At 60.9% G+C, this 25252-nt stretch carries 27 protein-coding genes; 17 read left to right on the plus strand and 10 right to left on the minus strand.

The features are described 5' to 3' along the window. Nucleotides 1-143 precede the first annotated feature (143 nt). Nucleotides 144-1502 (plus strand): midas domain-containing protein, encoded by a 1359-nt coding sequence (locus ACZ5C7_RS06645; protein WP_464375565.1) that lies wholly within the window; start codon nucleotides 144-146, stop codon nucleotides 1500-1502. Between the two features lie 173 nt (nucleotides 1503-1675). Here the strand turns inward: ACZ5C7_RS06645 and ACZ5C7_RS06650 are convergent, their stop codons facing one another. Continuing rightward, nucleotides 1676-1945 (minus strand): thioredoxin family protein, encoded by a 270-nt coding sequence (locus ACZ5C7_RS06650; RefSeq protein ID WP_464375566.1) that lies wholly within the window; start codon nucleotides 1943-1945, stop codon nucleotides 1676-1678. A gap of 140 nt (nucleotides 1946-2085) precedes the next feature. On the opposite strand from ACZ5C7_RS06650, the gene ACZ5C7_RS06655 reads away from it, so the two are divergent. The 5 genes from ACZ5C7_RS06655 (at nucleotide 2086) to ACZ5C7_RS06675 (ending at nucleotide 4601) form a co-directional block, all read left to right on the plus strand. Then, entirely contained in the window at nucleotides 2086-2247 is a 162-nt protein-coding gene (locus tag ACZ5C7_RS06655) for a preprotein translocase subunit Sec61beta (RefSeq protein WP_464375567.1), read from the plus strand. Nucleotides 2248-2394: 147 nt separating this feature from the next. Beyond that, nucleotides 2395-3015 carry a pyridoxal 5'-phosphate synthase glutaminase subunit PdxT gene (pdxT, locus tag ACZ5C7_RS06660; RefSeq protein WP_464375568.1) on the plus strand — a complete coding sequence of 207 codons (621 nt, stop codon included), beginning with the start codon at nucleotides 2395-2397 and terminating at the stop codon, nucleotides 3013-3015. 83 nt (nucleotides 3016-3098) lie between these two features. Then, on the plus strand, nucleotides 3099-3566 hold the full coding sequence (locus ACZ5C7_RS06665; protein ID WP_464375569.1) for a bifunctional nuclease family protein: 468 nt from the start codon (nucleotides 3099-3101) through the stop codon (nucleotides 3564-3566). Beyond that, nucleotides 3567-3851 (plus strand): phosphoribosyl-ATP diphosphatase, encoded by a 285-nt coding sequence (gene hisE, locus ACZ5C7_RS06670; protein ID WP_464375570.1) that lies wholly within the window; start codon nucleotides 3567-3569, stop codon nucleotides 3849-3851. A 228-nt stretch (nucleotides 3852-4079) separates the two neighbouring features. Then, on the plus strand, nucleotides 4080-4601 hold the full coding sequence (locus tag ACZ5C7_RS06675; RefSeq protein ID WP_464375571.1) for a hypothetical protein: 522 nt from the start codon (nucleotides 4080-4082) through the stop codon (nucleotides 4599-4601). A 245-nt stretch (nucleotides 4602-4846) separates the two neighbouring features. Here the strand turns inward: ACZ5C7_RS06675 and ACZ5C7_RS06680 are convergent, their stop codons facing one another. From ACZ5C7_RS06680 to ACZ5C7_RS06690, 3 genes are all read right to left on the minus strand, one after another. After that, complete coding sequence (locus ACZ5C7_RS06680) at nucleotides 4847-5482, minus strand: hypothetical protein (protein ID WP_464375572.1); 636 nt, start codon at nucleotides 5480-5482, stop codon at nucleotides 4847-4849. A gap of 682 nt (nucleotides 5483-6164) precedes the next feature. After that, nucleotides 6165-7202, minus strand: a complete 1038-nt coding sequence (locus ACZ5C7_RS06685; protein ID WP_464375573.1) for a hypothetical protein — start codon at nucleotides 7200-7202, stop codon at nucleotides 6165-6167. Between the two features lie 640 nt (nucleotides 7203-7842). Then, nucleotides 7843-8466, minus strand: a complete 624-nt coding sequence (locus ACZ5C7_RS06690) for a DUF7978 family protein (RefSeq protein WP_464375574.1) — start codon at nucleotides 8464-8466, stop codon at nucleotides 7843-7845. 281 nt (nucleotides 8467-8747) lie between these two features. Between ACZ5C7_RS06690 and ACZ5C7_RS06695 the strand changes: the two genes are divergently transcribed. Beyond that, nucleotides 8748-9095, plus strand: coding sequence for a four-helix bundle copper-binding protein (locus ACZ5C7_RS06695; RefSeq protein WP_464375575.1), 348 nt, complete (start codon nucleotides 8748-8750; stop codon nucleotides 9093-9095). 24 nt (nucleotides 9096-9119) lie between these two features. Then, complete coding sequence (locus ACZ5C7_RS06700) at nucleotides 9120-9566, plus strand: hypothetical protein (RefSeq protein ID WP_464375576.1); 447 nt, start codon at nucleotides 9120-9122, stop codon at nucleotides 9564-9566. A gap of 45 nt (nucleotides 9567-9611) precedes the next feature. Here ACZ5C7_RS06700 and ACZ5C7_RS06705 read toward each other — a convergent pair whose 3' ends face one another. After that, nucleotides 9612-9971 carry a DUF5518 domain-containing protein gene (locus ACZ5C7_RS06705; RefSeq protein WP_464375577.1) on the minus strand — a complete coding sequence of 120 codons (360 nt, stop codon included), beginning with the start codon at nucleotides 9969-9971 and terminating at the stop codon, nucleotides 9612-9614. Between the two features lie 164 nt (nucleotides 9972-10135). Here ACZ5C7_RS06705 and ACZ5C7_RS06710 point away from each other — a divergent pair, with 164 nt between their 5' ends. Next, the gene (locus ACZ5C7_RS06710) at nucleotides 10136-11146 is read left to right on the plus strand and encodes an NOG1 family protein (RefSeq protein ID WP_464375578.1); all 1011 of its coding nucleotides are present in this window, start codon (nucleotides 10136-10138) and stop codon (nucleotides 11144-11146) included. Nucleotides 11147-11216: 70 nt separating this feature from the next. Here the strand turns inward: ACZ5C7_RS06710 and ACZ5C7_RS06715 are convergent, their stop codons facing one another. Continuing rightward, nucleotides 11217-12491 carry a DUF389 domain-containing protein gene (locus ACZ5C7_RS06715; protein ID WP_464375579.1) on the minus strand — a complete coding sequence of 425 codons (1275 nt, stop codon included), beginning with the start codon at nucleotides 12489-12491 and terminating at the stop codon, nucleotides 11217-11219. A 128-nt stretch (nucleotides 12492-12619) separates the two neighbouring features. Next, nucleotides 12620-13912, minus strand: a complete 1293-nt coding sequence (locus ACZ5C7_RS06720; protein ID WP_464375580.1) for a TIGR00341 family protein — start codon at nucleotides 13910-13912, stop codon at nucleotides 12620-12622. 151 nt (nucleotides 13913-14063) lie between these two features. Here ACZ5C7_RS06720 and engB point away from each other — a divergent pair, with 151 nt between their 5' ends. Beyond that, nucleotides 14064-14681: a GTP-binding protein EngB gene (gene engB / locus ACZ5C7_RS06725; RefSeq protein WP_464375581.1), complete on the plus strand. Its 618-nt coding sequence runs from the start codon at nucleotides 14064-14066 to the stop codon at nucleotides 14679-14681. A 434-nt stretch (nucleotides 14682-15115) separates the two neighbouring features. Here engB and ddh read toward each other — a convergent pair whose 3' ends face one another. Next, the gene (gene ddh / locus ACZ5C7_RS06730) at nucleotides 15116-16045 is read right to left on the minus strand and encodes a D-2-hydroxyacid dehydrogenase (protein WP_464375582.1); all 930 of its coding nucleotides are present in this window, start codon (nucleotides 16043-16045) and stop codon (nucleotides 15116-15118) included. A 243-nt stretch (nucleotides 16046-16288) separates the two neighbouring features. After that, nucleotides 16289-17689 (minus strand): eIF2B alpha/beta/delta subunit family protein, encoded by a 1401-nt coding sequence (locus ACZ5C7_RS06735; protein ID WP_464375583.1) that lies wholly within the window; start codon nucleotides 17687-17689, stop codon nucleotides 16289-16291. A 116-nt stretch (nucleotides 17690-17805) separates the two neighbouring features. Here ACZ5C7_RS06735 and ACZ5C7_RS06740 point away from each other — a divergent pair, with 116 nt between their 5' ends. Both ACZ5C7_RS06740 and ACZ5C7_RS06745 read left to right on the plus strand, forming a co-directional pair. Continuing rightward, entirely contained in the window at nucleotides 17806-18576 is a 771-nt protein-coding gene (locus ACZ5C7_RS06740; protein ID WP_464375584.1) for a coenzyme F420-0:L-glutamate ligase, read from the plus strand. Continuing rightward, entirely contained in the window at nucleotides 18573-19625 is a 1053-nt protein-coding gene (locus tag ACZ5C7_RS06745; protein ID WP_464375585.1) for a 5,10-methylenetetrahydromethanopterin reductase, read from the plus strand. The genes ACZ5C7_RS06740 and ACZ5C7_RS06745 overlap by 4 nt, the downstream gene beginning before the upstream one ends. Before the next feature lie 29 nt (nucleotides 19626-19654). On the opposite strand, the gene ACZ5C7_RS06750 is transcribed toward ACZ5C7_RS06745, so the two are convergent. Beyond that, nucleotides 19655-19849, minus strand: a complete 195-nt coding sequence (locus ACZ5C7_RS06750; RefSeq protein ID WP_464375586.1) for a hypothetical protein — start codon at nucleotides 19847-19849, stop codon at nucleotides 19655-19657. A 151-nt stretch (nucleotides 19850-20000) separates the two neighbouring features. Between ACZ5C7_RS06750 and ACZ5C7_RS06755 the strand changes: the two genes are divergently transcribed. The 5 genes from ACZ5C7_RS06755 to ACZ5C7_RS06775 all read left to right on the plus strand — a co-directional run bounded on the left by ACZ5C7_RS06755 (nucleotide 20001) and on the right by ACZ5C7_RS06775 (nucleotide 25214). Continuing rightward, nucleotides 20001-20303: a DUF7573 domain-containing protein gene (locus ACZ5C7_RS06755; protein ID WP_464375587.1), complete on the plus strand. Its 303-nt coding sequence runs from the start codon at nucleotides 20001-20003 to the stop codon at nucleotides 20301-20303. A 100-nt stretch (nucleotides 20304-20403) separates the two neighbouring features. Next, nucleotides 20404-20598 carry a cold-shock protein gene (locus ACZ5C7_RS06760; protein WP_464375588.1) on the plus strand — a complete coding sequence of 65 codons (195 nt, stop codon included), beginning with the start codon at nucleotides 20404-20406 and terminating at the stop codon, nucleotides 20596-20598. 292 nt (nucleotides 20599-20890) lie between these two features. After that, on the plus strand, nucleotides 20891-21859 hold the full coding sequence (locus ACZ5C7_RS06765) for an AAA family ATPase (RefSeq protein WP_464375589.1): 969 nt from the start codon (nucleotides 20891-20893) through the stop codon (nucleotides 21857-21859). After that, on the plus strand, nucleotides 21856-22923 hold the full coding sequence (locus tag ACZ5C7_RS06770) for a DUF58 domain-containing protein (RefSeq protein ID WP_464375590.1): 1068 nt from the start codon (nucleotides 21856-21858) through the stop codon (nucleotides 22921-22923). The genes ACZ5C7_RS06765 and ACZ5C7_RS06770 overlap by 4 nt, the downstream gene beginning before the upstream one ends. Continuing rightward, nucleotides 22920-25214: a transglutaminase TgpA family protein gene (locus tag ACZ5C7_RS06775; RefSeq protein WP_464375591.1), complete on the plus strand. Its 2295-nt coding sequence runs from the start codon at nucleotides 22920-22922 to the stop codon at nucleotides 25212-25214. Before ACZ5C7_RS06770 ends, ACZ5C7_RS06775 begins: the two co-directional genes overlap by 4 nt. Nucleotides 25215-25252 lie beyond the last annotated feature (38 nt).

Raw genomic sequence — 25252 nt, forward strand, 5'->3', positions numbered from 1 at the left:
CAGTTCCACTCGAGCAGAGTCGTATTTCAGGTCGGACAGTTCGAGGTTTCGACGGGGGAACAACTCGAAGAAGGGTGCCAGACGACCATATTCCGGGCATAACAAAGGCCGAAATTCCCGTGTGGAGGTATCGGATGAGAGACATGAAATCCACGACAATTGCAGACGAACGGACACCAGTATCGAAACGAAGTGTACTCGCGATTTTTCTCGCAATCGTGATGGCTGTCGGGATGGTTGGCGGCGCTGCCGTCGTCGGCGCATCCTCCGGGGAGGCGACCGCGGAGAACGGTCTCGAGGAACTCACCGCCACCGATCAGTGCGTTGCGGAGGGCGGCGAGATTACGGTAACGAATTCGAACGATGAGGACGTTCTGGTAACACTGAACGCGTCCGACGACTCGGGTGCTGCGGACGACCCGACTGCCGACGACGGCGACGATGACGGACTGAACCAAACTGAACTCGTCACGAGCGACGACGAAATCACGTTCTCCGAACTCGAGAACGGCGACTACGCGCTTTCGGCGAACGCGAACGACAAGACGGAGGTTCCGATCGACAACGATGAAATCACGATCGACTGCGACGAGGCGGAATCAGCGGCCGACAGTGACGACAAAGAACCCGCCGACGAGAACGATGACAAGGATGTCGCTAAGGCCGTTGTGACTGACGACGACAAACAGGACGCCGTGACTGACGACGACAAACAAGACGGTTTCGTTGACGACGGCAAGCAGGTGGTCGCGCTTGACGACAAACAACCGGTCGCAGATACCGAAGAGAAAGAAACGGAAGCGCTCGAGAAAGCGGATGATGTCGCGGTCGAGACCCTCGCCGACGCTGACGACGACAAGGCCGTCGAGGACGGTGACAAGGAAGCCGATGACGATGTCGACAAGGAAGTCGCCGACGACGCTGACGAACCGACGGTCAGCCAGATCGATGACAAAGGTGTCGTCGATGACACGGATGATAAAGCGGTCGATGACCGCGAGGAGGACGTGCCAAAGAACGTCACGAATGAAGACGAGAAGGAAGGCAACGTAACGGCGGACGATGAGAAAGACACGGTCGAGCACGAGGATGACGACGAGCCGAAAGAGGATGTGTCGGAGAAAGACGATGAGAAGGACCACGACGAGAAAGACGACGTGAAAGAGGAAGACGAGGACAAGAAAGAAGATCAAAAGGACCGCCATGACCTGAAAGATGACGAAGATCAGAAGGAGGATGTGAAGGATACCGACGGTGAGAAGGACCGCGACGAACCGAAAGATGACGACGAGAAAGAGGAAGACAAGGACGAGAAAGACGGTGACAAGAAGGATGACGAGACCAAGGACGATGACGACGAGAAGGAGGAATACGACGAGCAGGCTGACGACGTGAAGGACGAGGACGACGAGAAGAAAGACACGAACGACGACAAGGAAGATACCGGTGAGAAAGACTACGACAACGGTGACAGCGACGACAACGACACCAAATCAGAATAAGGGACAGCCATCAGAACCATCGAAGTACAGTCACTATCACCGAAACCCACTCTCGTTTTTCTGGACGCGATAAGCGAGGCTCGAGCGTCCGGTACCAGTCTACTCGAGTGAGAACAATACCGACGACTCGTCGGCGTGAGGCGCTGTGAAAACGACGAATTGCTGGTTTCAGATCACGCGCCAGCGGACTCGAGGGCGTCCTCGATATCCTCGCGCTGTGTAACGCCGACGAACCGTTCGACGATTTCGTCTTCGTTTTCGATGACGAGCGTTGGCAGCGAACGTACCTGATATTCGTTTGCGACGTCTTGCTGTTCGTCGACGTTTACTTTCTCGACTTCGAATCGGCCCTCCCAGTCGTCCTCGAGATCCTCGAGGATCGGATCCTGGGTCTTGCACGGGCCACACCAGTCTGCGTGGAAGTCTTTAAGTGTGACAGTCATACCGTTCATTGGCTCTTCCCGCGCAGCGCGCATAAGGGTTTCCCACCAGTGCGGATTTGCCGTGATCGCCGACGCCGCTCGAGTGCGAATAGGATCCGTACGGTCGAAAGATTTAGTGCCTGGCGGACCAATGGAGAGGTATGGATAAAGGACAAAACACTGGCGGACTGATGTCCAGTGCCGGACTGGTCCGGTACTTCGACGCCGAAGACTCGAACGCGATTCGCATCGACCCCAAAACTGTCATCGCGACCGGTGTCATGATGGGCGTTCTCATCCAGCTGCTGGCGTTCGTCTCATAACGCTTTACTCGTTTTCGTCTTCGATCTCAACCGATAGACAGCGACATGTTCTGACGGTTCAGTACTCCTACCGCGGAGTATCGGACAACTCGAACCAACCACGGTGCGTGACGCGGGATTTTTGACGACACTCCACTTAGGTCGGCCATGTCACTGGTTGCAGGCGTCGTGGCCGTGCAGGGCGACGTTTCCGAACACGCAGACGCTATCAGACGGGCGGGCGACGCCCGCGGCGAGACGGTCGAGGTTCGCGAAATTCGCGAGTCGGGTATCGTCCCCGACTGCGACCTGCTCGCGATGCCCGGCGGCGAATCGACGACCATCTCGAGGCTCGTCCACTCGGAGGGAATCGCGCCGGAGATCCGAGAACACGTCGAGGGCGGAAAACCGCTGTTCGCGACCTGCGCCGGGCTGATCGTCGCCTCGAGCGACGCGGGCGACGAGCGCGTGGACACGTTGGATCTGATCGACGTGACCGTCGAGCGAAACGCGTTCGGGCGACAGAAAGACAGCTTCGAAGCGCCACTCGAGGTGACCGGCCTCGCCGATGAGGAGCCGTTTCCCGCGGTGTTCATTCGCGCGCCGGCCATCGACGACGTAGGCAACGCCGAGGTGCTCGCGTCGTGGGATGGAAATCCGGTCGCGGTGCGGGACGGCCCCGTCGTCGGCACTTCGTTTCATCCCGAGTTGACGACCGACGATCGAATTCACGGGTTGGCGTTTTTCGAGAACGACGCGGCGTCAGTGCCGGCACTCGAGCGGTACTGACTCCGTTTTGCAGTCGGCGATCCGACGGAAAGCGAACGTCGCAGGCGTACAGACTTTTCCCCTTCGCCTTCATGAGTCGAACTATGAATGCGTCCATCGACGCGGTCCGCGTCGCGGGAACCCAACAGGGACCAGTTCCGGTCCTCATCCTCGCTATCGACGGCGAGGATGACATCGTCCCGATCTTCATCGGTTTCAACGAGGCGACGAGCATCGCTCGAGGCCTCGAGGCCGAAGATATCGGCCGGCCGCTGACCCACGATCTCCTGCTCGACGTAATGGAAGAACTCGGCGGGCGGGTCGACCGAGTCGTCGTCAACGAAATCGAAGAGCGCGCCGACGGACAGGGTGGGACCTACATCGCGGACATCCACGTTGATACGCCGCGGGGCGAAACCGTGATCGACGCCCGACCGAGCGATTCGCTCGCGCTCGCGGCTCGAACCAACGTCCCCATCGAGGTCACCGAGGCCGTCTTCGAGGACGGACGAGACGACAGCGAGAAGTTCGCCGAACTCGAAGACATTCGTGACGTTCCCGGTGAATTATAAATGGACGAAACACTCGAGGAGTTGTTCGCCGTTATCGAAGACCGCAAGGAAACGCTACCCGAAGAGTCCTACACTGCTTCGCTGTTTACCCACGAGAAAGGGGAAAACGCCGTCCTGGAGAAACTCGGCGAGGAGTCGACGGAACTGATTCTGGCCGCCAAAGACGACGACCGCGAGGAAATCGCCTACGAAGCCGCCGATATCGTCTACCACCTGCTGGTTTTGCTCTCGATGAAGGAGATGAGTCTCGAGGAGCTCGAGGACGAACTCGAGGCGCGGCGATAGAGGTGAACACCCACGGAACGCAGGGTCGATGCGTCCGAAGCGAGACGATTCCGCGAACGCCCGCCGGTTCGACGACAAAGTGGATCAGATACAGCCCCGACGTCGATCACGAGATGCTTGACAACCGATAGTATCTCCTTTCGTGACTGTAATAAATTCAGTATTTTTGTAATGTTGTGTTATAGGAATTACCACAAAACTCATCCCAGATGGCTCAGAGGAACAGCTATGGGATTGTTTGGTGACGACGGGAGCGGGGCCGAGGAGACGGCCCAACTCCCAATTCCGGAATATGAGCATTTTCCGACGGAGACCTATAGCGTCGCGTGTGCCGTTGCAATTTACCGAGAAGATCTGCGTGCCCTACGAGACCTCCTCGAGAACGAAACTGCGACGACGACCGTGATCGAACAGTCGACGTTCCTCTCTCGAGCGGTTGACGACAAGTTGCGAATCCAGCAAACTGAGGAGGATCTCGCGGCATTCATGCACGAGTTAGTCGAGACGTGGGAGAGCCAGATCGATAGCGATCCATCGGCCGTCTGGTGGTCGGTTGATACGGACTGGCGAGCGAGATTGTACCTGCGATACTGCAACGCGAGAGCCGAGCACGACGGCGACGAGTTCGAATTCTCGGCGAGCATCGACCGAGTTCGGACGCTGATTTCCCGGTGTGAAGCGGCCGCAGAAAACGATTCGAAACGAGGGATCGTCCACAAAGATCACGTTCCGGGTGTAGAACCCGAGTAAAGCGAGTGATGGACGCGGTCAGTGACGCGAAAAGAGCAGACGGACACTGAGAACGTAGCCGGTCGAACCGCCCGACACTCGTACTCATCCGCCCCACTGATACCCAACGGTCGTGACGAGTACCCATGTGGTACTCGAGTACTCGCTATTTTCGACAGGGTTCTCGACTTGGGCGTTCAAATACACGTTGAAAAGTCGTTCAAACACGCGCTGAAAGGTCTTCGGGGTACTCAACACCGAACGGATTAGTCGTCGTCTTCTTCGTCCTCATCGACAGTCTCGAGCGCATCGACAGCACTGGATAGGTTCGTGTCGTTTGCCTCAACACCGTCTGCAGCGTTGCGTAACCCGTCGACTGCTTCCTGGGCTGCATCGCCGAACTCGTCGTCGATTTCGTCGGCTTCCTGACGGGCTTCGTCGGGGGTACTAACGTCATCAGCGATTTCTTCGCCGAGAAGGTCCTCCGACTGAACGTTGATCTCAGCAACGACCTGATCGAATATCTCATCTTGGAGTCTATCGGTCTCACTCTCGAGTCGGTCTGCCTCCGCTTGAGCGTCGTCAGCGGTTTCGGCTTCAACCTCGTCGACCCCTTCGACGTCGTCGACGTTCTCGAGTTCGGCGTTGATGTCCTCGACGGTTTCGTTCACATCGGCAACCGGCCCGACGTTTACCTCCTCGACCGTCTCGTCGACTCCGGCCACCGAATCGTCGATCGGATCCTCCTCGGGTGGTTCGTCGTTAGAGTCGTCGTCCTCTGGCGAGTCATCGTCCTCCTCACTTTCTTGACCGGTATCTTCGGTACAGCCACTTACACCGATTATAGCTGCCGTTCCGGATAGTTTGACAAGTGTTCGACGTGAAATGCGAGTATCTTTCATCGTCAACCGTCCGAACGAGTACTACATTATTTATTATCGATGAGTTAGATTGCGATGATACTCACAACTGATCACATATCACACAAGGAACGGGAGTGAACCTACGAGTAGTTGGAAAACGGGCGAGTTGGGGCCGATGAAGTGCGTTCCCTCGGATTTGCCCAGAGCACCGAACGAGTCTCTCGTTGGGCGGGTGCCGAAATATCGTGACAATCGAAGGGGCGATGGCACCGCGAGACGGGTTTCGATAGGGGATCTGTATACGAGTCGGCGAGACTCGACCTGATCGAACCAGAACGAACGAATTGATCGAACCAAGAAGTTCGCTCCCGACATCGTCCGCTTCACCGTTCGTTCACCGCACTCGCTACCGTTCGGCCGAACGATCGTGGTATCACCGGGGAGGCTACGTTGCAACTCGAGGTGGACGTGAGCGAGAAGCGGCCTCGCAGTATGTTGGCGGTCACAAGAGGTCGAGGAACGCCTCCAGTTCCAGTATTACGCGATCAGAACTAGCGAAATACGTCCACATCAACCGCTTTTGAGGTGGACGTGACTAAGTTGCTCGCGAACGTATCGGTCCGATTGCAGAATTATTCGTCGGAGCAGACCACGGACCGTTACCGACGAACGAGCAGAAAAAATCAGTCGGAAATCTGGCGACTATTGTCTTGTTGGCGAGTCAGCAGTCGATTGAGTCCTCGCTCTCGTCAGGTTCCTCTACTGGGTCCTCATCGATCGGCTCGTCGATGTCGATTGGCAGTTCATCGAAATCACCTTCCTCGAGCACGATTACGGTGAGGTTTTCGATGGTGAGTTCTTCGGCAGTGATGTTCTCCGCATGAACTAGAACGTCTTCAGGGATATCCGATTCATCGATCGGGATATCATCAACTTCGCCGCTGTCGTCTTCGTCGGCTTCGTCGCTATCGTCTTCATCGGCTTCGTCGCTGTCGTCTTCATCGGCTTCGTCGCTGTCGTCTTCGTCAGCTTCGTCGCTGTCGTCCTCGTCGGCTTCGTCGCTGTCGTCTTCGTCAGCTTCGTCGCTGTCGTCCTCGTCGGTTTCGTCGCTATCGTCCTCATCGGCTTCATCGCTGTCGTCTTCGTCAGCTTCGTCGCTGTCATCCTCGTCAGCCTCGTCGCTATCGTCCTCATCGGCTTCATCGCTGTCGTCTTCGTCAGCTTCGTCGCTGTCATCCTCGTCAGCCTCGTCGCTATCGTCCTCGTCAGCTTCGTCGCTGTCGTCCTCATCGGCTTCGTCGCCGTCGTCAACCTGCTCGGCGAGGTCCTGGATTTCCTCGACGCTATCGGCAGCGTCGTTCAACGCATCGATCGCTTCCTGAGCTGGGGCACCGTACTCTTCTTCGATGTCCTCAGCCTCTTCGCGCGCTTCCTCGGGCGTGTCGACATCGTCGGCAATCTCCTCACCGAGGAGTTCCTCTGACTGGGTGTTGATCTCGGCAACGACCTGTGTGAAGATGTCGTCCTGTACGTTGTCCGCGGTGTCATCTTCGACTTCGTCGATCGTTTCGACGTCATCGACGTTCTCGAGTTCTTCGTTGATGTCCTCGACGATCGCATTGATCTCGTCGACCTCGTCGCCGCCGTCGGCTTGAGTGTTCGCCCCTACAACCGAGCCGACGCCGGCAAATGCGGCCGACGTGACCATGAAAATCGCTACTGCCAGTGCAATCACTTGCGTTTGCTTGAGTCGTGTCATTTGATCACTGCCTTCGATGGCTCCCGCCAGTGTCGAAGGCGAGAAATTCATCGGATTCGGACAGTATTAAACAAAGATATTGTTCAAAGTTGAGGCCTATTATAACAGTGATCCAATTGTGAACGTCGCAACGATTGATGGAATCAAATCATCGTCTCAACGAGAACTCGCGTCTGCCTTTATTGTATATTTATTTTGGAAGAATAGAAGTTGCTTCTCGAGGATACTATTTCAAATTCTGGCCGAATTTCAACCATAAAAGATCCTCCACAGGTCAGTGACAATAGCCCGCAAGGTTGCGATTTTCTCTCACGGGGGCAATACGAGGAGACGATTCCACACGTATCACGCAGATACGACACAGAAGACAAGTGTATATAGATAGATCTTGATTATTTCTCTATTTGTGCTATTTTGTGTGTTATACACGAAAGTTGGTCAATTTAACCAGATAACCGACGAACTTACCCAGTCGTGTCAAGGATTATTCAGGAGAGAACGAGTATTAGGCAGAACGTCTCTGTCTTTAATCGATCTGTAAGAGACGGGTACGAGCCTCGTGTTGGTTGAACGGGAAGAGACCACCGACCCATCGCCGTTCTCGAGATGAACGGTCCGCAATCGAGTCAACAGTGGAGCGTCAGTGGCCCGTTTCACTATCCTCGAGGTCCGAAGTGAGCCCTCCAGAGATGCGGGTAGCGGCGCCGGCAAGAACTCCGCCGATCGCGCCGAACACGAGCGGATACAACAGCCCGGCAAGCGCGACAGCGAAGATGGGCGCGGGACGCATCGCCCCATCGCCCGGATCGATGGTAAAAACGAACAAACCGAGAACGACGAGCGGGAAGTAGCCGACGACGACCGCTCCGCCGGTCAGTGCAGCGGTCGCCGAGGACTCGAGGTTCTCCGAGGCGGACGACGCGACTACCCCACCGGCGAGGAGCAAGACCACTACCGGAACGAGAAACAACAACAGGGTGCTCCCCCCGTCTGCGAGGACGAAATTGTGAGTCGGCTCGAGCGCTTGCAACACGCTGTACTGGGGCACTTCAGCGTCGACGTAGTGTGCGTTGTAGAACAACAGGCCGACCATTTCGAACTCGATGGACCCCTCGACCGCGAGTCCCAAAGTTTCGGCTTGTTCGTCCGCCCTGATGTCGGTTATCGCGCCGGCGTACGTGATTAGATATCCCAGTATCCACGCCGACGCACCTGCTAGGGCCCCCGCGGCGATCAAGGGTGCAGGACGTTCACTACCAACCATGGTGAATGCTACCGAGAGTATTGTACATATTCTTTGTTGAACGTTGAGGGAAAGATTCGGCGTTTATTTTCCAAAGATCAACAGGACGTGGTAAATCATATAGATTACTTCCGCGACTAGAAACCGGCAGATTACCGAACCCTGTTCGGACGAGAACTAGACGGTGAAGGCGAAGCCGACGAGCAACGACTCCGAATCGCCGTTCTTGCTCGAGCCCACTCGACACCCCTGCACTCGCCCGTGCCAGCTTGAAACCCGTCACCCGTGTTCGAGTACCTACGATGGCACTCGAGCAACTCGAGCACGCGGACGACCACATGCAAGAATGTATCGACAACTGCCTCGAAGCTGCACAGGTCTGCGAGTGGTGTGCGGACGCCTGTGCGGGCGAGGGCCAAGAGATGGCCCGTTGCATCCGACTCTGTCGGGACGTAGCGGACCTGGCGACGTTGCACGCACGATTTATGGCACGCAATTCGGGCTATCATCGAGAGCTGGCGTCGATTTGCGCCGACGTCTGCGAGGAGTGTGCCGAAGAGTGCGAACAGCACGATCACGATCACTGTCAGGCCTGTGCGGAGGTTCTGCCGAAGTGCGTCGAAAGCTGTCGGGAGATGGCCGCGGCCTGATTCGACGATGAGCGAGGACCGACAATGAGCGAGGAAAACGTCTCCGATCAGGCGCAGTCGGGACAGGCGCTATCCGACCGACTGCTGCCCGGAACGGCCGAACGAGTCCCAGCACAGACCCACGAAGAAGTAAACGAACAACTTCGACGGGAAATGGGCGATCGACTCGAGTACTACGCGGCCCATCCCGACGAAATCGACGACCGGCTCCGGGAACTCGAGCGCGAGTGGGATATCGAGCGAATGCTCGAGGCGAACGCGTCGGCGCTGACGCTGGTGTTTCTGGGGCTCGGAGCGACGGTGAACAGGAAGTTCCTCGTGATGCCGGCGATCATTGCGACCTTCCTCCTGCAACACGCCCTGCAAGGGTGGTGCCCGCCGGTTCCGCTCTTCCGGCGGCTCGGCGTTCGAACCCAGCGAGAGATCGATGTCGAGCGCGCCGCGCTGAAAGCGGTACAGGAGACGGCTTAGGTCGGTGTCACAGCGCCGTTCGGCAGTTCCGCGAGAAAGGGCGATCTAGGCGTTCAACAGTCCACCAATTGCTCCGGCCAGCGCGCTCTCGATGGCCATAATCATGGCCAGCAAGGCCGCGAAGACGAAGACGCCGACGCCGAACAGTCCGCCGATCGGTCCCAGAGTGAGCCCGGTGAGACCGACGATGATCCCGACGATGAGGCCGCCGAGTATGCCGCCGAACGCGCCGGCGAGCAGGCCGTGCCAGCCGCCACGAAGGAGGCCGCCGCCCGCGATGAAGCCTGCGGCGAACCCGCCGATAAGGCCAGCGGCGAGTTGCCCGATTCCGGGAACCGCGAGCCCGATGATCGAGACTACGATCGTGAGTACGAACCCGATAATGACCGCTCGCCAGTTAGTCATAGAGAACGTACGCTCCGGAACGAGATAAGGACGTGGCCGGATCCTCGAGGTCACGTTCGGGCGGAAGAGTTTGCGGCGGATCGAACGCGAACGGGCGGAGAAGAGAAGTCAAACGACGAACGAACAACGAACGCCCTTTTAGTGTCGAGGCGCTATTGGGGACTATGATTTTCGAAGACCTTCCGACGACGCCAACGTCGGAAGAGCTGATCGACAAGGCGTTCTCCCGGGCGGCCCGATCCGGAAACGCCAAGAGCGGCCTCGAGGCCCAGCAGTCGATGCTCCAGACGGCGGCGAACATTATGTCCGACAATCTGGAAAACGTCGTGACCGCGTGGCCGGATTTCGAGTACGACGTCGACCCGTTCTACTACGAACTCGCCGACGCAATCCTCGACGTCTCCATCTCCCACTCCGAGGAGGACGCCGAGCCGACGACCGGCGTCGACGCCCTTCGTCAGAGCCTCTCGCAGGTCGGGTGGGCCGGCCGAAAGACCCGCGAAATTCACGAGGAGTACCAGTCGCGGCTCCGCAAGACCGACATCGACACCGCTCGAAAGCACCGCCAACAGGCGTTCGCCCGGCTCGCCGACATCGTCGAACAGGTCGACGAACACCTCCGGCTGATCAACGACGCGCGAAACGCGCTTCGGGATCTCCCCGAGATCAACGCCGACGAACCGACGATCGTCGTCGCTGGCTACCCGAACGTCGGCAAATCCTCGTTCGTCAACGACATCACCAACGCCCGCGGCGAGACGGACTCGTATCCCTTCACGACGACCGGGATCGGACTCGGACACTTCGAACGAGACCACATCCGCTACCAGATCGTCGACACGCCGGGACTGCTCGATCGACCTCCACAGGAGCGAAACGAGATCGAATCACAGGCCGTCAGCGCCCTCGAGCACCTCGGGGACTGCGTCCTCGTCTTCCTCGATCCAAGCGGCGAGTGTGGCTACCCGCTCGAGTCTCAACTCGAGTTGCGCGAAGCCATCGAGGACCAATTCGACGAGGTTCCGGTGCTGACGATCGGGAACAAAGCGGACCTCTCGCGGGACGTGGAGGCCGACTACCACATGAGTATCGAAACCGGCGAGAACGTCGAGACGGTCGTCGAGGCCGCGGTCGAAGCGATCGATTACGAGCCGGAGCTGCCGTTCGACGGCTGAGAACGTTCCGAGCAGATCAGCCCACGTTTCCGCGACCAGTACGTACCGTTGATCTTTGGGAACACCGCTTTCATGCAGACGCAGATTCGTACTCGACCGGTTCGACGCGAACGTCGACGGCCTCGCCGGTCCGTTCTTCGATCGTTTCGGCGACATCGGCGGCGAACGCCGCGGTGTCCGCATCACCTTCTTCGCTTACCTCGACCGTCACGCCCCGCGGACCGGTATAGGGCGACATATCGGCGTATTGGGTCTGAACTGACACGGCAGTGAGGTCCTCGTAGGCCGGATCCTCGAGCGTCTCCTCGACCGATGTGGCGACCTCCCGATCGACGCCGACCTGCTGGACGGTGGCAAATCCCACGGAAAGCGTAAGCGCGACGACGATGATCGCGAGCACGCCAGTCGCGATCAAGGATCGATCGAGTTCGCCGCCCGGCGAGGTGCGTTCTCTCGAGGCGTACCCCAGGAGGACCAAGACGGCGAACACGGCGAGATTGATCGCGACCAACGTGGCGAGCAACAGGACCGCCGTCCCGATGGCGAGTTCGGGCTCAAGCCAGGCGATCGAGATTCCCGTCGCGGCGGCCGTCGGGATCAACGCCGCGGCGATCATGACGCCAATGATCGAGGTCGGCCCCTTCGTGGTCAGGCCGACGCCCGCCGCCGTTCCCGCCGCGACGGCGACGACCAGCGAAAGCATGTTCGGCGCGAGTCGAACCCCGAACAGATCGAGCGCCGGGAGATCGATCGTCGTCGGAACGAAGCCGCCGAACCGAAATCCCGCCGCCAGCGCCGCCGCAGCGATGATAGCGAGCCCGAGCCCGTACAGTTGCATCCAGAAGCTGTCCGCGATCATCTTCCGGTCGCCGGTGACGGTCCCGACGCTCGCGGTTAGCGCCGGGCCGATGATCGGGGCGATCACCATCGACCCGACGACGATCGCGGGCGAACTGATCAGCAGTCCCGCCGTCGCGATCAGCGCGCTCAGGATCATTAGCGCCGCGTACGATGCGGTGTCCCTGCTCAGGTCGCGAGCCTTCGTCCGGAGCTCGACGGCCGTCATCGGCTTGTAATCGCCGGCGTACTCTCGCTCGAGCGTCTCCGACGTTTCGGTCATCGCCGTCTCACCGCTGGCGACCACGGTGTACTCCGTAACATCGACCTCGGCCCCCTCGAGCGCGTCGAGCACGTCACCGACCGCGTTGCTCGGCGCCGGAATTTCGAACATGACGTGGTCGTCGGCGACTATCGGAACGACGGTGAAGGTGAACTGCTCGTCCTCGAGCGCCGCACGGGCCGCGTCTCGGCGTCCGTCAGGAACGGTGACGTGAACGAGGCGCACGTATGACACCCCACCACGTGGAACAAAAAGTGTCTGGCCTGTGTACGCCGATATTCGGTCGTTCGATCGAGAAACGAAATATTGTGCAAGGATGGGGCGCGACGCAAATCAATTGAGGAAAGCCAAACTCAACGCTCGGCGACTTCGACGTATCGGATTTCGACGCCGACGGGTTCGTCCGCGTGCTGATTGATCCGTTCGTGGAGTTCGTCCGCTAACTCTGGAGCCGTCTCGTCCGGCGGACCGCCGATCGTCACGATCACCCGTTCAGGGCTCAAGAACGGGTAGTCGTCGTCCATCACCACCTCGAGTTCGAGCAGCTGGTAGGCTTCGTACTCCTCCTGATCGAGGAGAAGCTCGACTTCTTCGCGGGTATTCTCCTCGAAGGTCCCCGCGGAGTACGAGGAGTACGTGATCCCGCCAAGGAACACGCCGAACAGGAGGACGATGATGACCAACCCCGCCACTCGACGCCTGACTCGCTGTTGAGTCGGGCCGAGTTCGAACAGGTTCTCCGGGCGATAGCCGGCGTACCACAGCGTGAGTAGTCCCGCGAGGTTCACCGAGAGGACGTTGACGAACACGAGCGCCGTCGACCCGATCGCCGCCGACGGCTGTCCCCACGCGATCGCGATTCCGGCCGCCGCGGCTGGCGGAATAAGCGCCGCGGCGATCATCACGCCGACGAGCGCGACCGAGATACCCGTCGAAATGGAGACGATCCCGGCGACACCCGCACCCAGGGCGACCGCCAGCGAAAGCAGGTCCGGCGCGAGCCGCTCGGAAATTTCGTCGACGGCCGAGATATCGAGCCCCGGCGGGACGATGTTCGTCACCCGAACCGTCCACGCGAACACCGCGGCCGCCCCGATAGCCAGGAGCACGCCGACGAGTTGATACTTGATACTCTTGAGGAAGAGGTCCTCTTCGTCGAGGACGGAGCCCACACCGGCACCGAGCGCCGGCCCGATCAACGGGGCGATAACCATCGAACCGACGACGACGGCGGGCGAATCGAGTAACAATCCCGCCGTCGCCACGACGGCACTCACGATCGTCATCGTCGCGTAGACGCCGAACGTCGGCGTCAACGACTCTGCTTCGGCCTGCAGCTCCTGTCTCGAGATCCGATCCGATTCGACGTCCCCGTTTTCGTACTCCTCTCGTAAGGACTCGAACCGGCGAGAGATGACCGTCTCCGCGTCGACGACGACCGTATAGGCTTCGTCGTCGATCCCCTGATCCTGTAGCGAATCGAGAACCGGTTCGACCGCCGCAGAGGGAAGCGGGAAGTAGACGACCGCCGTATAGTCGCGGTCGCTCGTCTCCTCGTTGACGACGTAGTCGATTCCCTTGTCATCGAGCGTCTCGAGGATAGTTTGCCGTTGGCCTGTCGGAACCGTCAACTGTACGAGCCGCACACCCGTATCTCGCCCCCCGGTATGATAATTCCAGTGTTCGGAAACGACGCCCGACGATGCGGCGCTGTCGTTCGGGATCCGAAACCAGTCGCACCTCGTCCGATCGAAGGCCGTCGCGGCCCTTATTACTCGCCGCCCTCCTATGTCAGGTATGTTCGAAAATCGTCCGAACTGCGACGCCGAAGTCGCACTCGTCGGGCGCTCTAACGTCGGGAAGTCCACACTCATGCGGGAGTTAACCGGACACTCCTTCGACACTGGCGGCAAGCCGGGCGTCACTCGCTCGCCGAATCACTACGACTGGTCAGCTGAGGATTTCGTCCTCACGGATCTCCCCGGATTCGGGTTCATGAGCGGCGTCGAGGAAGACCATCGCGAGCAGATCAAGACCGATATCGTACACTATCTCGAGGAGTACGCCGACAACATCCTCGTTGCTGTGCTGGTTGTCGACGGGAAGAGCGTCGTGGACATCATCGACCGCCACACCGGCCCGGATTCGATCCCCTACGACGTCGAAATGTATCACTTCCTGCAGGAGTTGGGGATTCCGACCGTCGTCGCCGTCAACAAGATGGACAAGGTCGACGATCGCGACGAACGACTCGACGAACTCGCCGAGCGACTCGGTCTCTACCCGCCGTGGAAACAGTGGCAGGACACGATCGCGCCGATCAGCGCCAAGCGCGAACAACTCGACCCGATGCTCGAGGCCGTCCGCACCCACCTCCACGAACAGGAGCGCGACGACCTGTTCAAGTTTTTCTAGACCAAACGTTTGCGCTGCGGGTGCGGCTGCGCCGCACCCTCGGCAAAACTTTGATGAAAAGCACCGGAAGACGTTCCAGCTCACTACGTTCGCGGGCTGCGACTTCCGAGCCTTCGTTCGTTCCACTCACGAAGACACTCCTCCTTTCTCTCCGTTCGCATTGCTCACTTCGAGTCAGTCGTCGGCCCGCTCGCTCGGCCTGCGGCCTCGCTCACGGTGAATTATCGGGCACGTGCCTGCCCTCCCCCGTTGAGCGAACGCATCGCGTTCGCGAGGCCGTTGGGCGGCAACGCCGCCCGACTGCTCGAGGGACCGGTGGTCCCTCGAAGCTCGGAAGAGCTTGCTCTTCCGTAGGGTTGCACGGCTCTCGTCGTACTCGAGCCGTGCGCCCGGCCATCGAATCGGATGCGCTGCACTACGAACCAACGATTTGCTCAAACGACCCTATTTTTCAGGTCGTCGTCGCGCCCGAGCCGACCCACGTTCTCGCGGACGATTTCGCCGACATCGGACGCGTAGTCTCGAGTGAACGCCGCGCAATGGGGCGAAATAATCACGTCGTCCACCCCCCAGAGCGGCGACTTCTCGGGAAGTGGTTCGGTTTCGAACACGTCCAGTGCCGCACCCGCTATCTCGTCGGTCTCGAGGGCGTCGACCAGCGCGGGTTCGTCGACGACGCTCCCGCGGGCGACGTTGATGAAGTAGGCGTCTTCGCGCATGGCAGCGAACGCGTCGGTGCTGAAGAGGTGGTGCGTTTCGTCGGTCAACGGGACGGTCACGATCACGAAATCTGCGTCGGCGATCGCCTCGAGCAGGTCGTCGGTCGCGTACATATCGTCGAACGCTGGGAGCGGCTCCGCCGATCGGCGAACGCCGGTCACGCGGACTCCGAGCGATTCCAGCACGTCGGCGACTCCAGTTCCGAGGGTTCCGGTTCCGACGACGCAAGCGCTAGTTCCGGAAAGCGTGAAGGCTTCGTCCCACTCCGGACGGTCCCAGCGGCGATCCCGTTTGTTCGCGGCGTAGTCGTGAATCCGACGAGCGAACGCGAGCAGATATCCCGCGACCGTTTCTCCGACGGATCGGCCGTGAATTCCAGTGCTGTTTGTCAAGATCACGCCCTCGGCTTCGAGGGTCTCGAACGGAAATCGATCCACGCCGGCCTGAATCGAGTGAATCCACTCGCACTCGAGCATGGCGTCGTCGTACTCGAGCGTGACGACGGCGTCGCAGTCGGTAATTTCGTCGTCGCCGATTGTGGCAACCTCGAGCGGGAGGTCCTCGAGATGATCGACGAGTACGCGGGCAGGAAAGACGGCACTGACCGACTCGTGAACGCCGAGCCGGTCGAGATCGAATTGCATGGCCAGAGGTACAGACGGCTTCGTGTTCAAGGTTTCTGCGTTCGAGGGCGACTCGGGAGCGATACGCGCGACGTACAGAAACGACTACTCGAGATCGGAAACGACGGCGGCTCGGGAAAATTCCTCGTCACAAGGGGCTCGGAGGGGGTAACTCTTCGTCACGGCCGCCGGGAGAGCGTTCGGCCTCGAGGGGTTTCGGTCTGTCGTTTCACGCGAAAGCCTCGGGCCGCGATCCGAGGCGGTTCACGCCTCGAGCCACGCCGTCAGTTCTCGTAATTGCTGGGCGACCGACTCGATGTCGACTCGGTAGAGTGCGCCGCGTTCGGAGACGTACTCACTCACGCAGTCGGCCGGCGTCACGTCGAAAGTCGGATTCAGCACGTCGATCGACGCGTCGCCGTCGTAGACGGCGTCCCTCGAGCCGGACTCGATGTTGACCTCCGAACGAGTCGAGACCTTGTCCGTCGCAGCGACGACCGAGACGGGAACGCCTTCTCGAGCGGCCGCGAGCGCGATCGATCGCGTGCCGGTCTTGTTGACCACGGAGCCGTCAGGGAGGATCGTATCGGCACCGACGAGGACGCGGTCGACCTCCTCGCGTGCGAGCACCGACGGCGCCGCAGCGTCGGTATGGAGCGTCACCGGTACCTCGTTCGCGAGCGTTTCGGCGACGGCGACGCCCTCGCGGGCTGGCCCTGATTCAGCGACGAAAACGCGCGAGGGTGAGCCGCTCTCGAGCGCCTCGAGGACCGTCCCCGAGCGCGAGAGGGTCAACACCGTATCGCCTTCGATCAGTTCGGCGGCGGTCTCGGCAGCTCCGCGGTCGGCTTCGACCGCGCGATCGATGCCGGCTATCGTCGACTCAAGGATTCCAATAGCGCCGGCTTTCGAATCGTCCGCGACCGGCTCGTCAGATTCAACCTCCGTCGTGGCACCCGCCATCGCTCTGTTCACCCGGTTTCGCAGGACGGCCATCGAGGGTCGGCTCTCGAGCAGACGCCGAGCGAGTTCCGCGAGTTCGTCTCGTTCTCCGGCGGGGTCGACACCGACATCGTCGCGCTCGTCGATTAACAAGCCCGCACGGTCCCGGAGCACTTCGAGGGCGCGGATCGAGAGGAAGGCAGCGCCGTGCTCGTCGTCGGCGGCGACCGACCGAACCGAAGGCGCGACGCGCTCGTAGGCTTCCCAGAGCTTCGGGACCGTCGCCCGTCCATCGATGCCAGCGATCTCCGACGGAATCGCTCCCGTTCCGTTCTCGAGGTCGAGCGCGACCGTCGGCGAGACCCACTCGAACTCCTCGTGTTCCTCGCTCAGTTCGACCGCCCTCGACTCGCAGTCGAACAGGTACGGGTGAACGATCCACTCGCGCTCGAGGTCCTCGTCGGTCACGTGGAGTTCGCGTCCCGAGCGGACCAGCGAAACGCGCTCCTCGAGGCCCGTTTCTTCGGCGATTTCGACGCAAACCTGCTCGTCGGGATCGCCTTCGGCGAAGCCCGAGACGCCACCCCACTGACCCGTATAGGTACCGACCGCGTCGCTGCGTCGTAACAGGAGCACCTCGCCGCGATTTCGAAGAAACGCGGTAACGACGTGACTGGGCGCGTTCTCCTCGCTGTCCTCGCTCCCCGCTCTCGAGTCGGTCATACGTGGGCGAACACCGGCCTCGAGGGAAGACGTTTCGGCACGGCAGCGACGAGTTCGATACCGACGCCATTCTCCGATGACGGTGCGTTTTTGGCGCGGCTCACCCTCTCTCCGATATGGACCTACACGCAGTGACGGACCTACCCGAGATCCGTCCCGGCGACGACATCGCCGAACTCGTCGCGGATCGGGCCGCCCTCGAGGCCGGCGACGTGCTCACCGTCGCGAGCACGATCGTCTCGAAGACGGAGGATCGAGCCGTCGACCTCGAAGCGTTCCCCGTCAGCGGTCGCGCGACCGAGATCGCCGACCGACTCGAGGGGATTACCGGCGAGGAGAAGGACCCGCGGTTCGCACAGGCGGTGCTCGAGGAGAGCACCGAATTACTGATCGACGCGCCGTTTCTCCTGACCGAAACTCGGTTCGGGCACATCTGTGTGAACGCGGGAATCGACCGCTCGAACGTGCCGGACAACGATATCCTGCTTCTGCCCAAGCGACCGACCGAGAGCGCCGAACGGATTCGATCCGGACTCGAGGAACGCGGGATGGAGGGCGTCGCCGTTATCGTCACGGACACCTGCGGACGGCCGTTCCGACACGGCCAGCGCGGCGTCGCCCTCGGCTGGGCGGGCATGCACGCAAGCCGGGACTGGCGCGGCGAGGAGGACCGCGACGGCCACGAACTCGGCGTCACCGTCCAGTCGGTCGTCGATGAACTCTCCGCGGCGGCGAACCTGGTGACGGGAGAAGGCGACGGCGGAACGCCTGCCGTCGTCGTTCGGGGTTGGGACTTCGGCGACCACGACGGAAGCGACGAACTGTTCCGATCGGTCGAAGACGATCTGATCCGCCAGGCGCTCCGAGAATGGAGGTTCGACGGATGAGTGATCACAGCCAGAACGACCGAACCCAAAACGGGTCCTCGAGCGACGAAAGCAACGGCCCGACTTGGGGGATCGAGCTCACCCCCGAGCACCCGCCCGAGCGGATCGCTTCGCTCGCGGCACAAGCCGAAGACGAAGGGTTCGACATCGCGTTCACGAGCAGTCACTACTTCAACCGCGACCCGTTCGTCACCTGCTCGAAAATCGCCGAGGAGACCGACGAGATCCGTATCGGACCCGGCGTCGTCAACCCGTACGAAACCCACCCCGTGAAACTCGCGGCACAGGTTTCGACCATCGACGAGGTCAGCGACGGCCGTGCGGCCTTCGGCGTCGGTGCCGGCGACCGCTCCTCGCTCGCGAACCTGGGCATCGATCGCGACCGCCCGCTTCGGCGCGTCCTCGAGACGTTCGACGTCGCGCGAGACCTCTGGGCGGGTGAAACGGTCACCCACGAGGGGACCTTCACCGCCAGGGACGCTTCGCTCAACCTCGAGCCGCCCTCGGAGCGGATCCCCGTCTACGTCGGGGCACAGGGACCGCACATGCTCCGAATGAGCGCGAAACACGCCGACGGCGTCCTGATCAACGCCGCCCACCCGGCCGACCTCGAGTGGGCGAGTAACCAGCTCGAGCAGGGACTCGAAGACCGCCCCGCCGAGTACGGCGCGTTCGAATCGCTCGCGTTCGCCAGCGTGAGCGTCGCCGAGAACGAGGTGACGGCGAGGGAAGCGGCCCGTCCGCCCGTCGCGTTCATCGTCGGCGGCGCGGCCGACCCGGTTCTCGAGCGCCACGACGTCGACCGCGAAGCGGCGACCGCGGTCAGCGAAGCTCTCGAGCGCGGAGACCTGCCCGATGCCTTCGGTCGCGTGACGCCCGAAATGATCGACGTGTTCTGCATCGCGGGGACGACCGAGACAGTCGCCGAGCGCTTCGAAGCGGCCCTCGAGCACGTCGACGGAATCGTCGTCGGCTCGCCGCTCGGGCCGGATCTCGAGGATGCGATAGAACGAGCGAGCGAGGCGCTCGGGAGAGCGACCGGAGAGTAAGAGAAACAGTATCCAACCGGTTGCTACCCTTAGTTCGCGGTGAAGAGATTGCCGACGGCCCCGAGGGTTAGCACGCCGAAGATTCCCAGACTGGCGATGATGATGAGTGTGCCCACCGCGACGAGCAACGGCGCGACCCCATCGCCCAACGCGACGTCGGTGAAGAGTTCGTTCATCTCGGTGATGTTGTCCACGATGACGTTCAGCGGTACGGCGGTGTCCATACGTGCGGGTTGTCACCCATGATACTTGGCCGTGCCGGTCCGTAACGCGGTACTCGAAGGGGAGAATTACCGACCTCCCTTCGATGCGCCGTCTATCCACCCACCGATCCTCGTCGGAGCCGTTAAGCCCCGGCATTCCGTATCCCCATCCGTGACAGAGGACGCGACACTCTCGTCGTTTCAGGATTCGAAAGGCGACGCGGACGCCAGCGAAGAGCGAGCGGACACCAGCGACGAACAGGCAAACACCGGCGAAGAGCCAACGAACGCCGACAAGACGGAATCCACGGTCGAAGCCGCCGAGGGGAACCAAATCGACACAAACACCGACGCCGAACCGGCGATATCGACGTACGTCTGGGGAACGTACACCTGCGACGACTGTGGGGAAACAGTCGCTCGAGCCTGGCGCGAAGACGAGGGGCTCGTTTGTCCGTCGTGTAAGGAATGGTGACGAAAGTTGGGGCCCCACGCCGGTTCACAGGACAGTACCGGCAACTCTCGCTGAATTATCCCGAACATTTATGCTACAGTCCTTGCTCTTTAGAGTTGCAATGGCGAAAGGCACGGTCGATTTCTTCAACGACACAGGCGGTTACGGCTTTATCGAAACCGAGGACGCTGACGAAGACGTATTCTTCCACATGGAAGACGTCGGCGGCCCTGACCTAGAGGAGGGTCAGGAAGTCGAGTTCGATATCGAGCAAGCAGACAAGGGCCCGCGCGCGACAAACGTCGAGCGCCTCTAAGCGCCCGGAGAAGGGGTATCGTTTTTCGAGTAACTCACCGATCGAAGAGCGACGCAACCGTGTCGACTGGTTTACCGAACGAACCGCGACGCGATCGAGCGCTCCTCGAGGATCAGTTATATCAGGATCGACGTGGATTCGAATCCTACTACGAAGAGACGTCAACAGGCCTCAGGCAATACACTCCCGACCCAACCTGATTGTCACAAAACATATATTGGTGAACGATAGATACCCCACAAATAGCCGATCGAAATAGGTCCTCGTATTCGGTTACTGCACCCAGCCATCCATGACAAACACAAACACGACAGCCAGACCAGCTAGCGACCACTCGTCACTCCCGGTCGAGACCGTTGCCGCGCTCTCCGAGGAGATTCACGACAACGTCAGCCGGGTGATCGTCGGCCACGACGAGGCAATCAGTCACGTCATCACGGCGATTCTCGGCCGCGGCCACGTCCTCCTCGACGACGTTCCCGGCGTCGGCAAGACGATGCTCGCCCGATCGATCGCCACCTCGATCGACTGCGAGTTCAGCCGAGTCCAGTTCACCCCGGACTTGCTCCCGACGGACGTTACGGGCGTGAACGTGTTCAACCAGAAGACTCGCGAGTTCGAGTTTCGACCCGGCCCCGTCTTCGCCAACATCGTGCTCGGCGACGAGATCAACCGCGCGCCGCCGAAAACGCAGTCCTCGCTGCTCGAGGCCATGGAAGAGAGACAGGTCACCGTCGACGGGACGACGCGACAGCTTCCGAACCCGTTTACCGTCATTGCGACCCAGAACGCCGTCGAACCGAATCGCACCTACGACCTGCCGTTCGCCGAAGTCGACCGGTTCATGAAAAAGCTCCACCTGGGCTATCCCGACCCCGACGAGGAGTCGGAGATGCTCGGCCGAACCGTCGGCCATCACCCGATCGACTCGCTCGAGGCCGTCACGAATCTGGAAACGATCGTTCGGGCGCACGAAACGGTCGCCAACGCCACCGTCGAAGCGCCCGTCCGCGAGTACGCGACTCGGCTAGCCGGCTACACGCGCGAACACGCACACATCGGCATCAGCCCCCGCGGGACGATTTCGCTCCTGCAGGCGGCACAGGCCCACGCCGTCAGTCAGGGGCGGGGATACGTCATCCCGGACGACGTCAAACACGTCGCTCCGGTCGTCATGAGCCACCGGATCAAAACCACCAATCGGGAGCGGGACGGAACGGCCGTCGTCGAGGACGCTCTCGAGAGCGTCCCCGTCGAATGAGGCCGACGCGTCGAGGCGTCGGTGTCGTCGCCATTCTGGCGTTTTCGTTCGCCATGGCGTGGCAGTACGGCCCACGCGCGCTGAGTGCGATCATCTTTCCGCTGTGCATCGTGAGCCTTGCGGCAATCGTGACGACGTATCGCGCCGAAAAACCCGCGGTGAACCGAACACCGATCAACGCGGGCTTTATCGGCGAACAGCGAACGGTCGAGGCGCACATCGAGCCGAACAACCCGGTCTCAGCAACCGTTCACGACGCCGTCAGCGAGACGGGCGGCCTCACCGCCGCCGGTGCGAACCGAGCGGAGACGACGATTTCCACGGAGCATCGCTTTCGATACGACGTTCGACTCGAGGCCCGAGGCGAACACGATGTCGGACCGCTCTCGATCACGATCACCGACCTTTTGGGGCTTGTAAAACGCCGATTCGAAGACGGCCAGACGGCGTCGGTACGTGTCTTTCCCCGCGTCTACGATCTCAGCGATGGGTCGAATCGCGACCTGCAGGCGCTCGCCGACGCCGCCGGCATCGCCAGCCGCGAGGAGTTCGATCACCTGCGAGAGTACGTTCGGGGCGACTCGCTGCGAGACGTCCACTGGAAGTCCGCCGCGAAACGCTCCGACGGCGAACTCGTCGTCAAGGAGTTTATCGACGACGAGGATCGCGGCTCCGCTTCGATCGCCGCGGAGTGTATCCCCGGCCGCGAAGACGAGATGGCCGCCGCGGTCGCCAGCGTCACAACCTACTTACTCGAGGTGAACGTCTCGGTCGGCGTGGCGCTCCCCGACGCAACGCGGCCACCCTCGACCGGCGAGGAACACCACCGTGACGTGTTAGGTCTACTCGCCGTGGTCGAGGCCGGCGAACTCGACGAACAAACGAGAACCGACGCCGACATCCTCGTTCAGGCCGACGCGAACGGGACCGTCGTGCTCGTCGACGGCCACGAAATACCTTTCCACCGGCTCCGCGGAAGAGCCGCGAAACGGGCGAATACGACAGGAACCCGCCGATCTCCCGAATCTCTCGAGACGGACGGTCAATCGGAGGTGTCCCCATGAGTTCACGATCGGAGCGGGGGGTCGCGTCGATCGACCTCGAGGGAACGATCGGACCGCGGACGTTCCGAATCCTTGCACTGGGCGGTATCGGGATTCTAACCGCCTCCTACGTCCGAGTGTTGCACCAAGACGTTACGTCGGTCGTCGGCGGCTCAGAGACGCTGTTTGCCGTCGTCGCGTCGATGCTGGTCGCCGCGACAGTACTCGCATACGCGATTCGACCGCGAACCGCGGTACTGACGGCAACAGTCGCGGCGGCCGTCGGGTTTTCGTACTACCTGAGCGCGGCCGGCGTCGAACTCGGCGTCGCGATTTCGGCGTGGGACGCCCTCCTTTCGGATGCGATCACCCTCGCGACAGGGCACCCGATACTCAGGATGGTCGAAGCGGGAACGTGGGCGCTCGGGTTCGCGCCGGGTCCCGTCTTCCTCTCGTGGTATCTCGCGATGCGAGAGCGGTACGTCTTGAGCGTCGTTCCCGGTGGATTCGCCCTGCTATTTCTGGTTCTGACCGGAAACGCGGGAATACCCGTCACCATGCTCGGAACGCTGGGTGCGATTACCGCGGTCGCGTTCGGCGAACTCGCCCACCGCGGCGGATCGATCGCGCAAGCGGATATCCTCGCGATCTTGTTCGCGCTGATGATCGCGCTCTCGCTGTCGGTCACGTTCGTCCCCGGCGGAGACGGTGGGGGTGGTCCCACCTTCCTCGATACCGACGGTCCACAGACCCTCGAAGGGACGATCGACTCTTCGCCCGGTCACTCGGGAATCAGCGGGCAGGTCGATCTCTCTCCCGAGGTCAGGTTCACGGCGGAATCCGAACAGGCAAGCTACTGGCGAACGGGCGTCTACGATCGTTTTACCGGCGACGAATGGGTTCGAACGGGAGATACCACCGAGTACGACGGCAGCCTCGACTCGCCACCCGGTGACTACGACACCGTCGAACAGGAAATCGACGTCGAGACCGAAATCGGGACGATGCCGACGGCAGCCCATCCGCTGTCGGTCGAAGGGAGCGGTATCTCGGTCGCTGAAGTTACGGATCACGGGCAGATTCACCCGGTCGAAACGCTTCTCGAGCGCGACGAGTACACCGTCGAAAGCGCGATCCTCAACCCGGAACCCGGCGAGCTCAGAACAGCCGGACGGAACTATCCGGACGAAATTCAAGCTAGCGAGTACCGCCAGACGCCGGAAGACACCTCAAGCGAGTTTGAAGAAGAAACGGCCGAAATCGTCGAAGACGCCGACAACCCCTACGAGAAGGCTGTGGCAATCGAATCGCATCTCCGATCCTCGAAGGACTACTCCCTCGATGTCGAGAAACCGTCGGGCAACGTCGCGGAGGACTTCCTCCTCGAGATGGACGAGGGCTACTGCGTCTACTTCGCGACGGCGATGACGCAAATGCTCCGCGCGGAGGACGTCCCCGCCCGATACGTCACCGGCTACGCGGAGGGTCAACAGGTCGACGACGACGAGTGGGTCGTTCGAGGTCTAGACGCCCACGCCTGGGTCGAAGTCTACTTCCCCGGTCACGGCTGGGTCGAGTTCGAACCGACGCCACCGGGTGACCGTCAGGACGCCCACGACGATGTTCTACAGGATGCACGCGACGAGGGCCAGAGCGGTATCGATACCGACCAGAGCGAAGACGTCCCGCTCGAAGAGGAAGAAGACGAAGATGAGGATCCAAACGGCGAAGACACCGACGAGAACGGGACAGAAGATCCCGACGAGAACGGATCGGAAGACGGCAACGAATCCGAATCGGGCAACGAGTCGAACGGAAACGAGAGTAGCCCCGATCCCGACGAGACCGGCGGAACGGATACCGAATCGGAAACCGAGGAGTCCATCCTCCCGTCGCTCTCGTTCGAAGACATCGTAATCGGGCTCTCCCTACTAGTCGGACTCGGTGCAGGAATCCGGCGAAGCGGTGTCGGTTCCCACGTGAGTCAGACGGCTCACCTCTACTGGCACGGTTCGCGAGACACGCCGAGCGAGGACGCCGAACGCGCTTACAATCGACTCGAAATCCTACTCGAGCGAACCTACCGGTCGCGACGGAAGAGCGAATCGACGCGCGAGTATCTCGCGACGCTCTCGGAGACCGACGAACTGGACCCGCGCATCATCGAAGTCGGTAAAACGTACGAGTTAGCCAAGTATAGCGGGGAAATCAGTCAGGAACGGGCTGACGAAGCGATCGAACTCGTAGACGAACTAGCACGTGAACGACTCCCAGTTATCGGCAACTCGCCCGAGACGCGAACCGACCACTGAAAAAGAACCACACGAGGGAGGGAAGGTCCCGATAGTGT

The sequence above is a fragment of the Halostagnicola alkaliphila genome, from assembly GCF_055379965.1.

Excerpts from the sequence above, each read along its gene's own strand:
- ACZ5C7_RS06695 (WP_464375575.1), top strand. The coding sequence starts at position 8,748 with ATGGCACTCGAGCAACTCGAGCACGCGGACGACCACATGCAAGAATGT.
- ACZ5C7_RS06685 (WP_464375573.1), bottom strand. The coding sequence starts at position 7,202 with ATGACACGACTCAAGCAAACGCAAGTGATTGCACTGGCAGTAGCGATT.
- ACZ5C7_RS06700 (WP_464375576.1), top strand. The coding sequence starts at position 9,120 with ATGAGCGAGGAAAACGTCTCCGATCAGGCGCAGTCGGGACAGGCGCTA.
- ACZ5C7_RS06650 (WP_464375566.1), bottom strand. The coding sequence starts at position 1,945 with ATGACTGTCACACTTAAAGACTTCCACGCAGACTGGTGTGGCCCGTGC.
- ACZ5C7_RS06745 (WP_464375585.1), top strand. The coding sequence starts at position 18,573 with ATGAGTGATCACAGCCAGAACGACCGAACCCAAAACGGGTCCTCGAGC.
- ACZ5C7_RS06750 (WP_464375586.1), bottom strand. The coding sequence starts at position 19,849 with ATGGACACCGCCGTACCGCTGAACGTCATCGTGGACAACATCACCGAG.
- ACZ5C7_RS06705 (WP_464375577.1), bottom strand. The coding sequence starts at position 9,971 with ATGACTAACTGGCGAGCGGTCATTATCGGGTTCGTACTCACGATCGTA.
- ACZ5C7_RS06675 (WP_464375571.1), top strand. The coding sequence starts at position 4,080 with ATGGGATTGTTTGGTGACGACGGGAGCGGGGCCGAGGAGACGGCCCAA.
- ACZ5C7_RS06770 (WP_464375590.1), top strand. The coding sequence starts at position 21,856 with ATGAGGCCGACGCGTCGAGGCGTCGGTGTCGTCGCCATTCTGGCGTTT.
- engB (WP_464375581.1), top strand. The coding sequence starts at position 14,064 with ATGTTCGAAAATCGTCCGAACTGCGACGCCGAAGTCGCACTCGTCGGG.
- ACZ5C7_RS06655 (WP_464375567.1), top strand. The coding sequence starts at position 2,086 with ATGGATAAAGGACAAAACACTGGCGGACTGATGTCCAGTGCCGGACTG.
- ACZ5C7_RS06690 (WP_464375574.1), bottom strand. The coding sequence starts at position 8,466 with ATGGTTGGTAGTGAACGTCCTGCACCCTTGATCGCCGCGGGGGCCCTA.
- ACZ5C7_RS06710 (WP_464375578.1), top strand. The coding sequence starts at position 10,136 with ATGATTTTCGAAGACCTTCCGACGACGCCAACGTCGGAAGAGCTGATC.
- ACZ5C7_RS06775 (WP_464375591.1), top strand. The coding sequence starts at position 22,920 with ATGAGTTCACGATCGGAGCGGGGGGTCGCGTCGATCGACCTCGAGGGA.
- ACZ5C7_RS06760 (WP_464375588.1), top strand. The coding sequence starts at position 20,404 with ATGGCGAAAGGCACGGTCGATTTCTTCAACGACACAGGCGGTTACGGC.
- ACZ5C7_RS06665 (WP_464375569.1), top strand. The coding sequence starts at position 3,099 with ATGAATGCGTCCATCGACGCGGTCCGCGTCGCGGGAACCCAACAGGGA.
- ACZ5C7_RS06740 (WP_464375584.1), top strand. The coding sequence starts at position 17,806 with ATGGACCTACACGCAGTGACGGACCTACCCGAGATCCGTCCCGGCGAC.
- ACZ5C7_RS06680 (WP_464375572.1), bottom strand. The coding sequence starts at position 5,482 with ATGAAAGATACTCGCATTTCACGTCGAACACTTGTCAAACTATCCGGA.
- pdxT (WP_464375568.1), top strand. The coding sequence starts at position 2,395 with ATGTCACTGGTTGCAGGCGTCGTGGCCGTGCAGGGCGACGTTTCCGAA.
- ddh (WP_464375582.1), bottom strand. The coding sequence starts at position 16,045 with ATGCAATTCGATCTCGACCGGCTCGGCGTTCACGAGTCGGTCAGTGCC.
- ACZ5C7_RS06735 (WP_464375583.1), bottom strand. The coding sequence starts at position 17,689 with ATGACCGACTCGAGAGCGGGGAGCGAGGACAGCGAGGAGAACGCGCCC.
- hisE (WP_464375570.1), top strand. The coding sequence starts at position 3,567 with ATGGACGAAACACTCGAGGAGTTGTTCGCCGTTATCGAAGACCGCAAG.
- ACZ5C7_RS06645 (WP_464375565.1), top strand. The coding sequence starts at position 144 with ATGAAATCCACGACAATTGCAGACGAACGGACACCAGTATCGAAACGA.
- ACZ5C7_RS06765 (WP_464375589.1), top strand. The coding sequence starts at position 20,891 with ATGACAAACACAAACACGACAGCCAGACCAGCTAGCGACCACTCGTCA.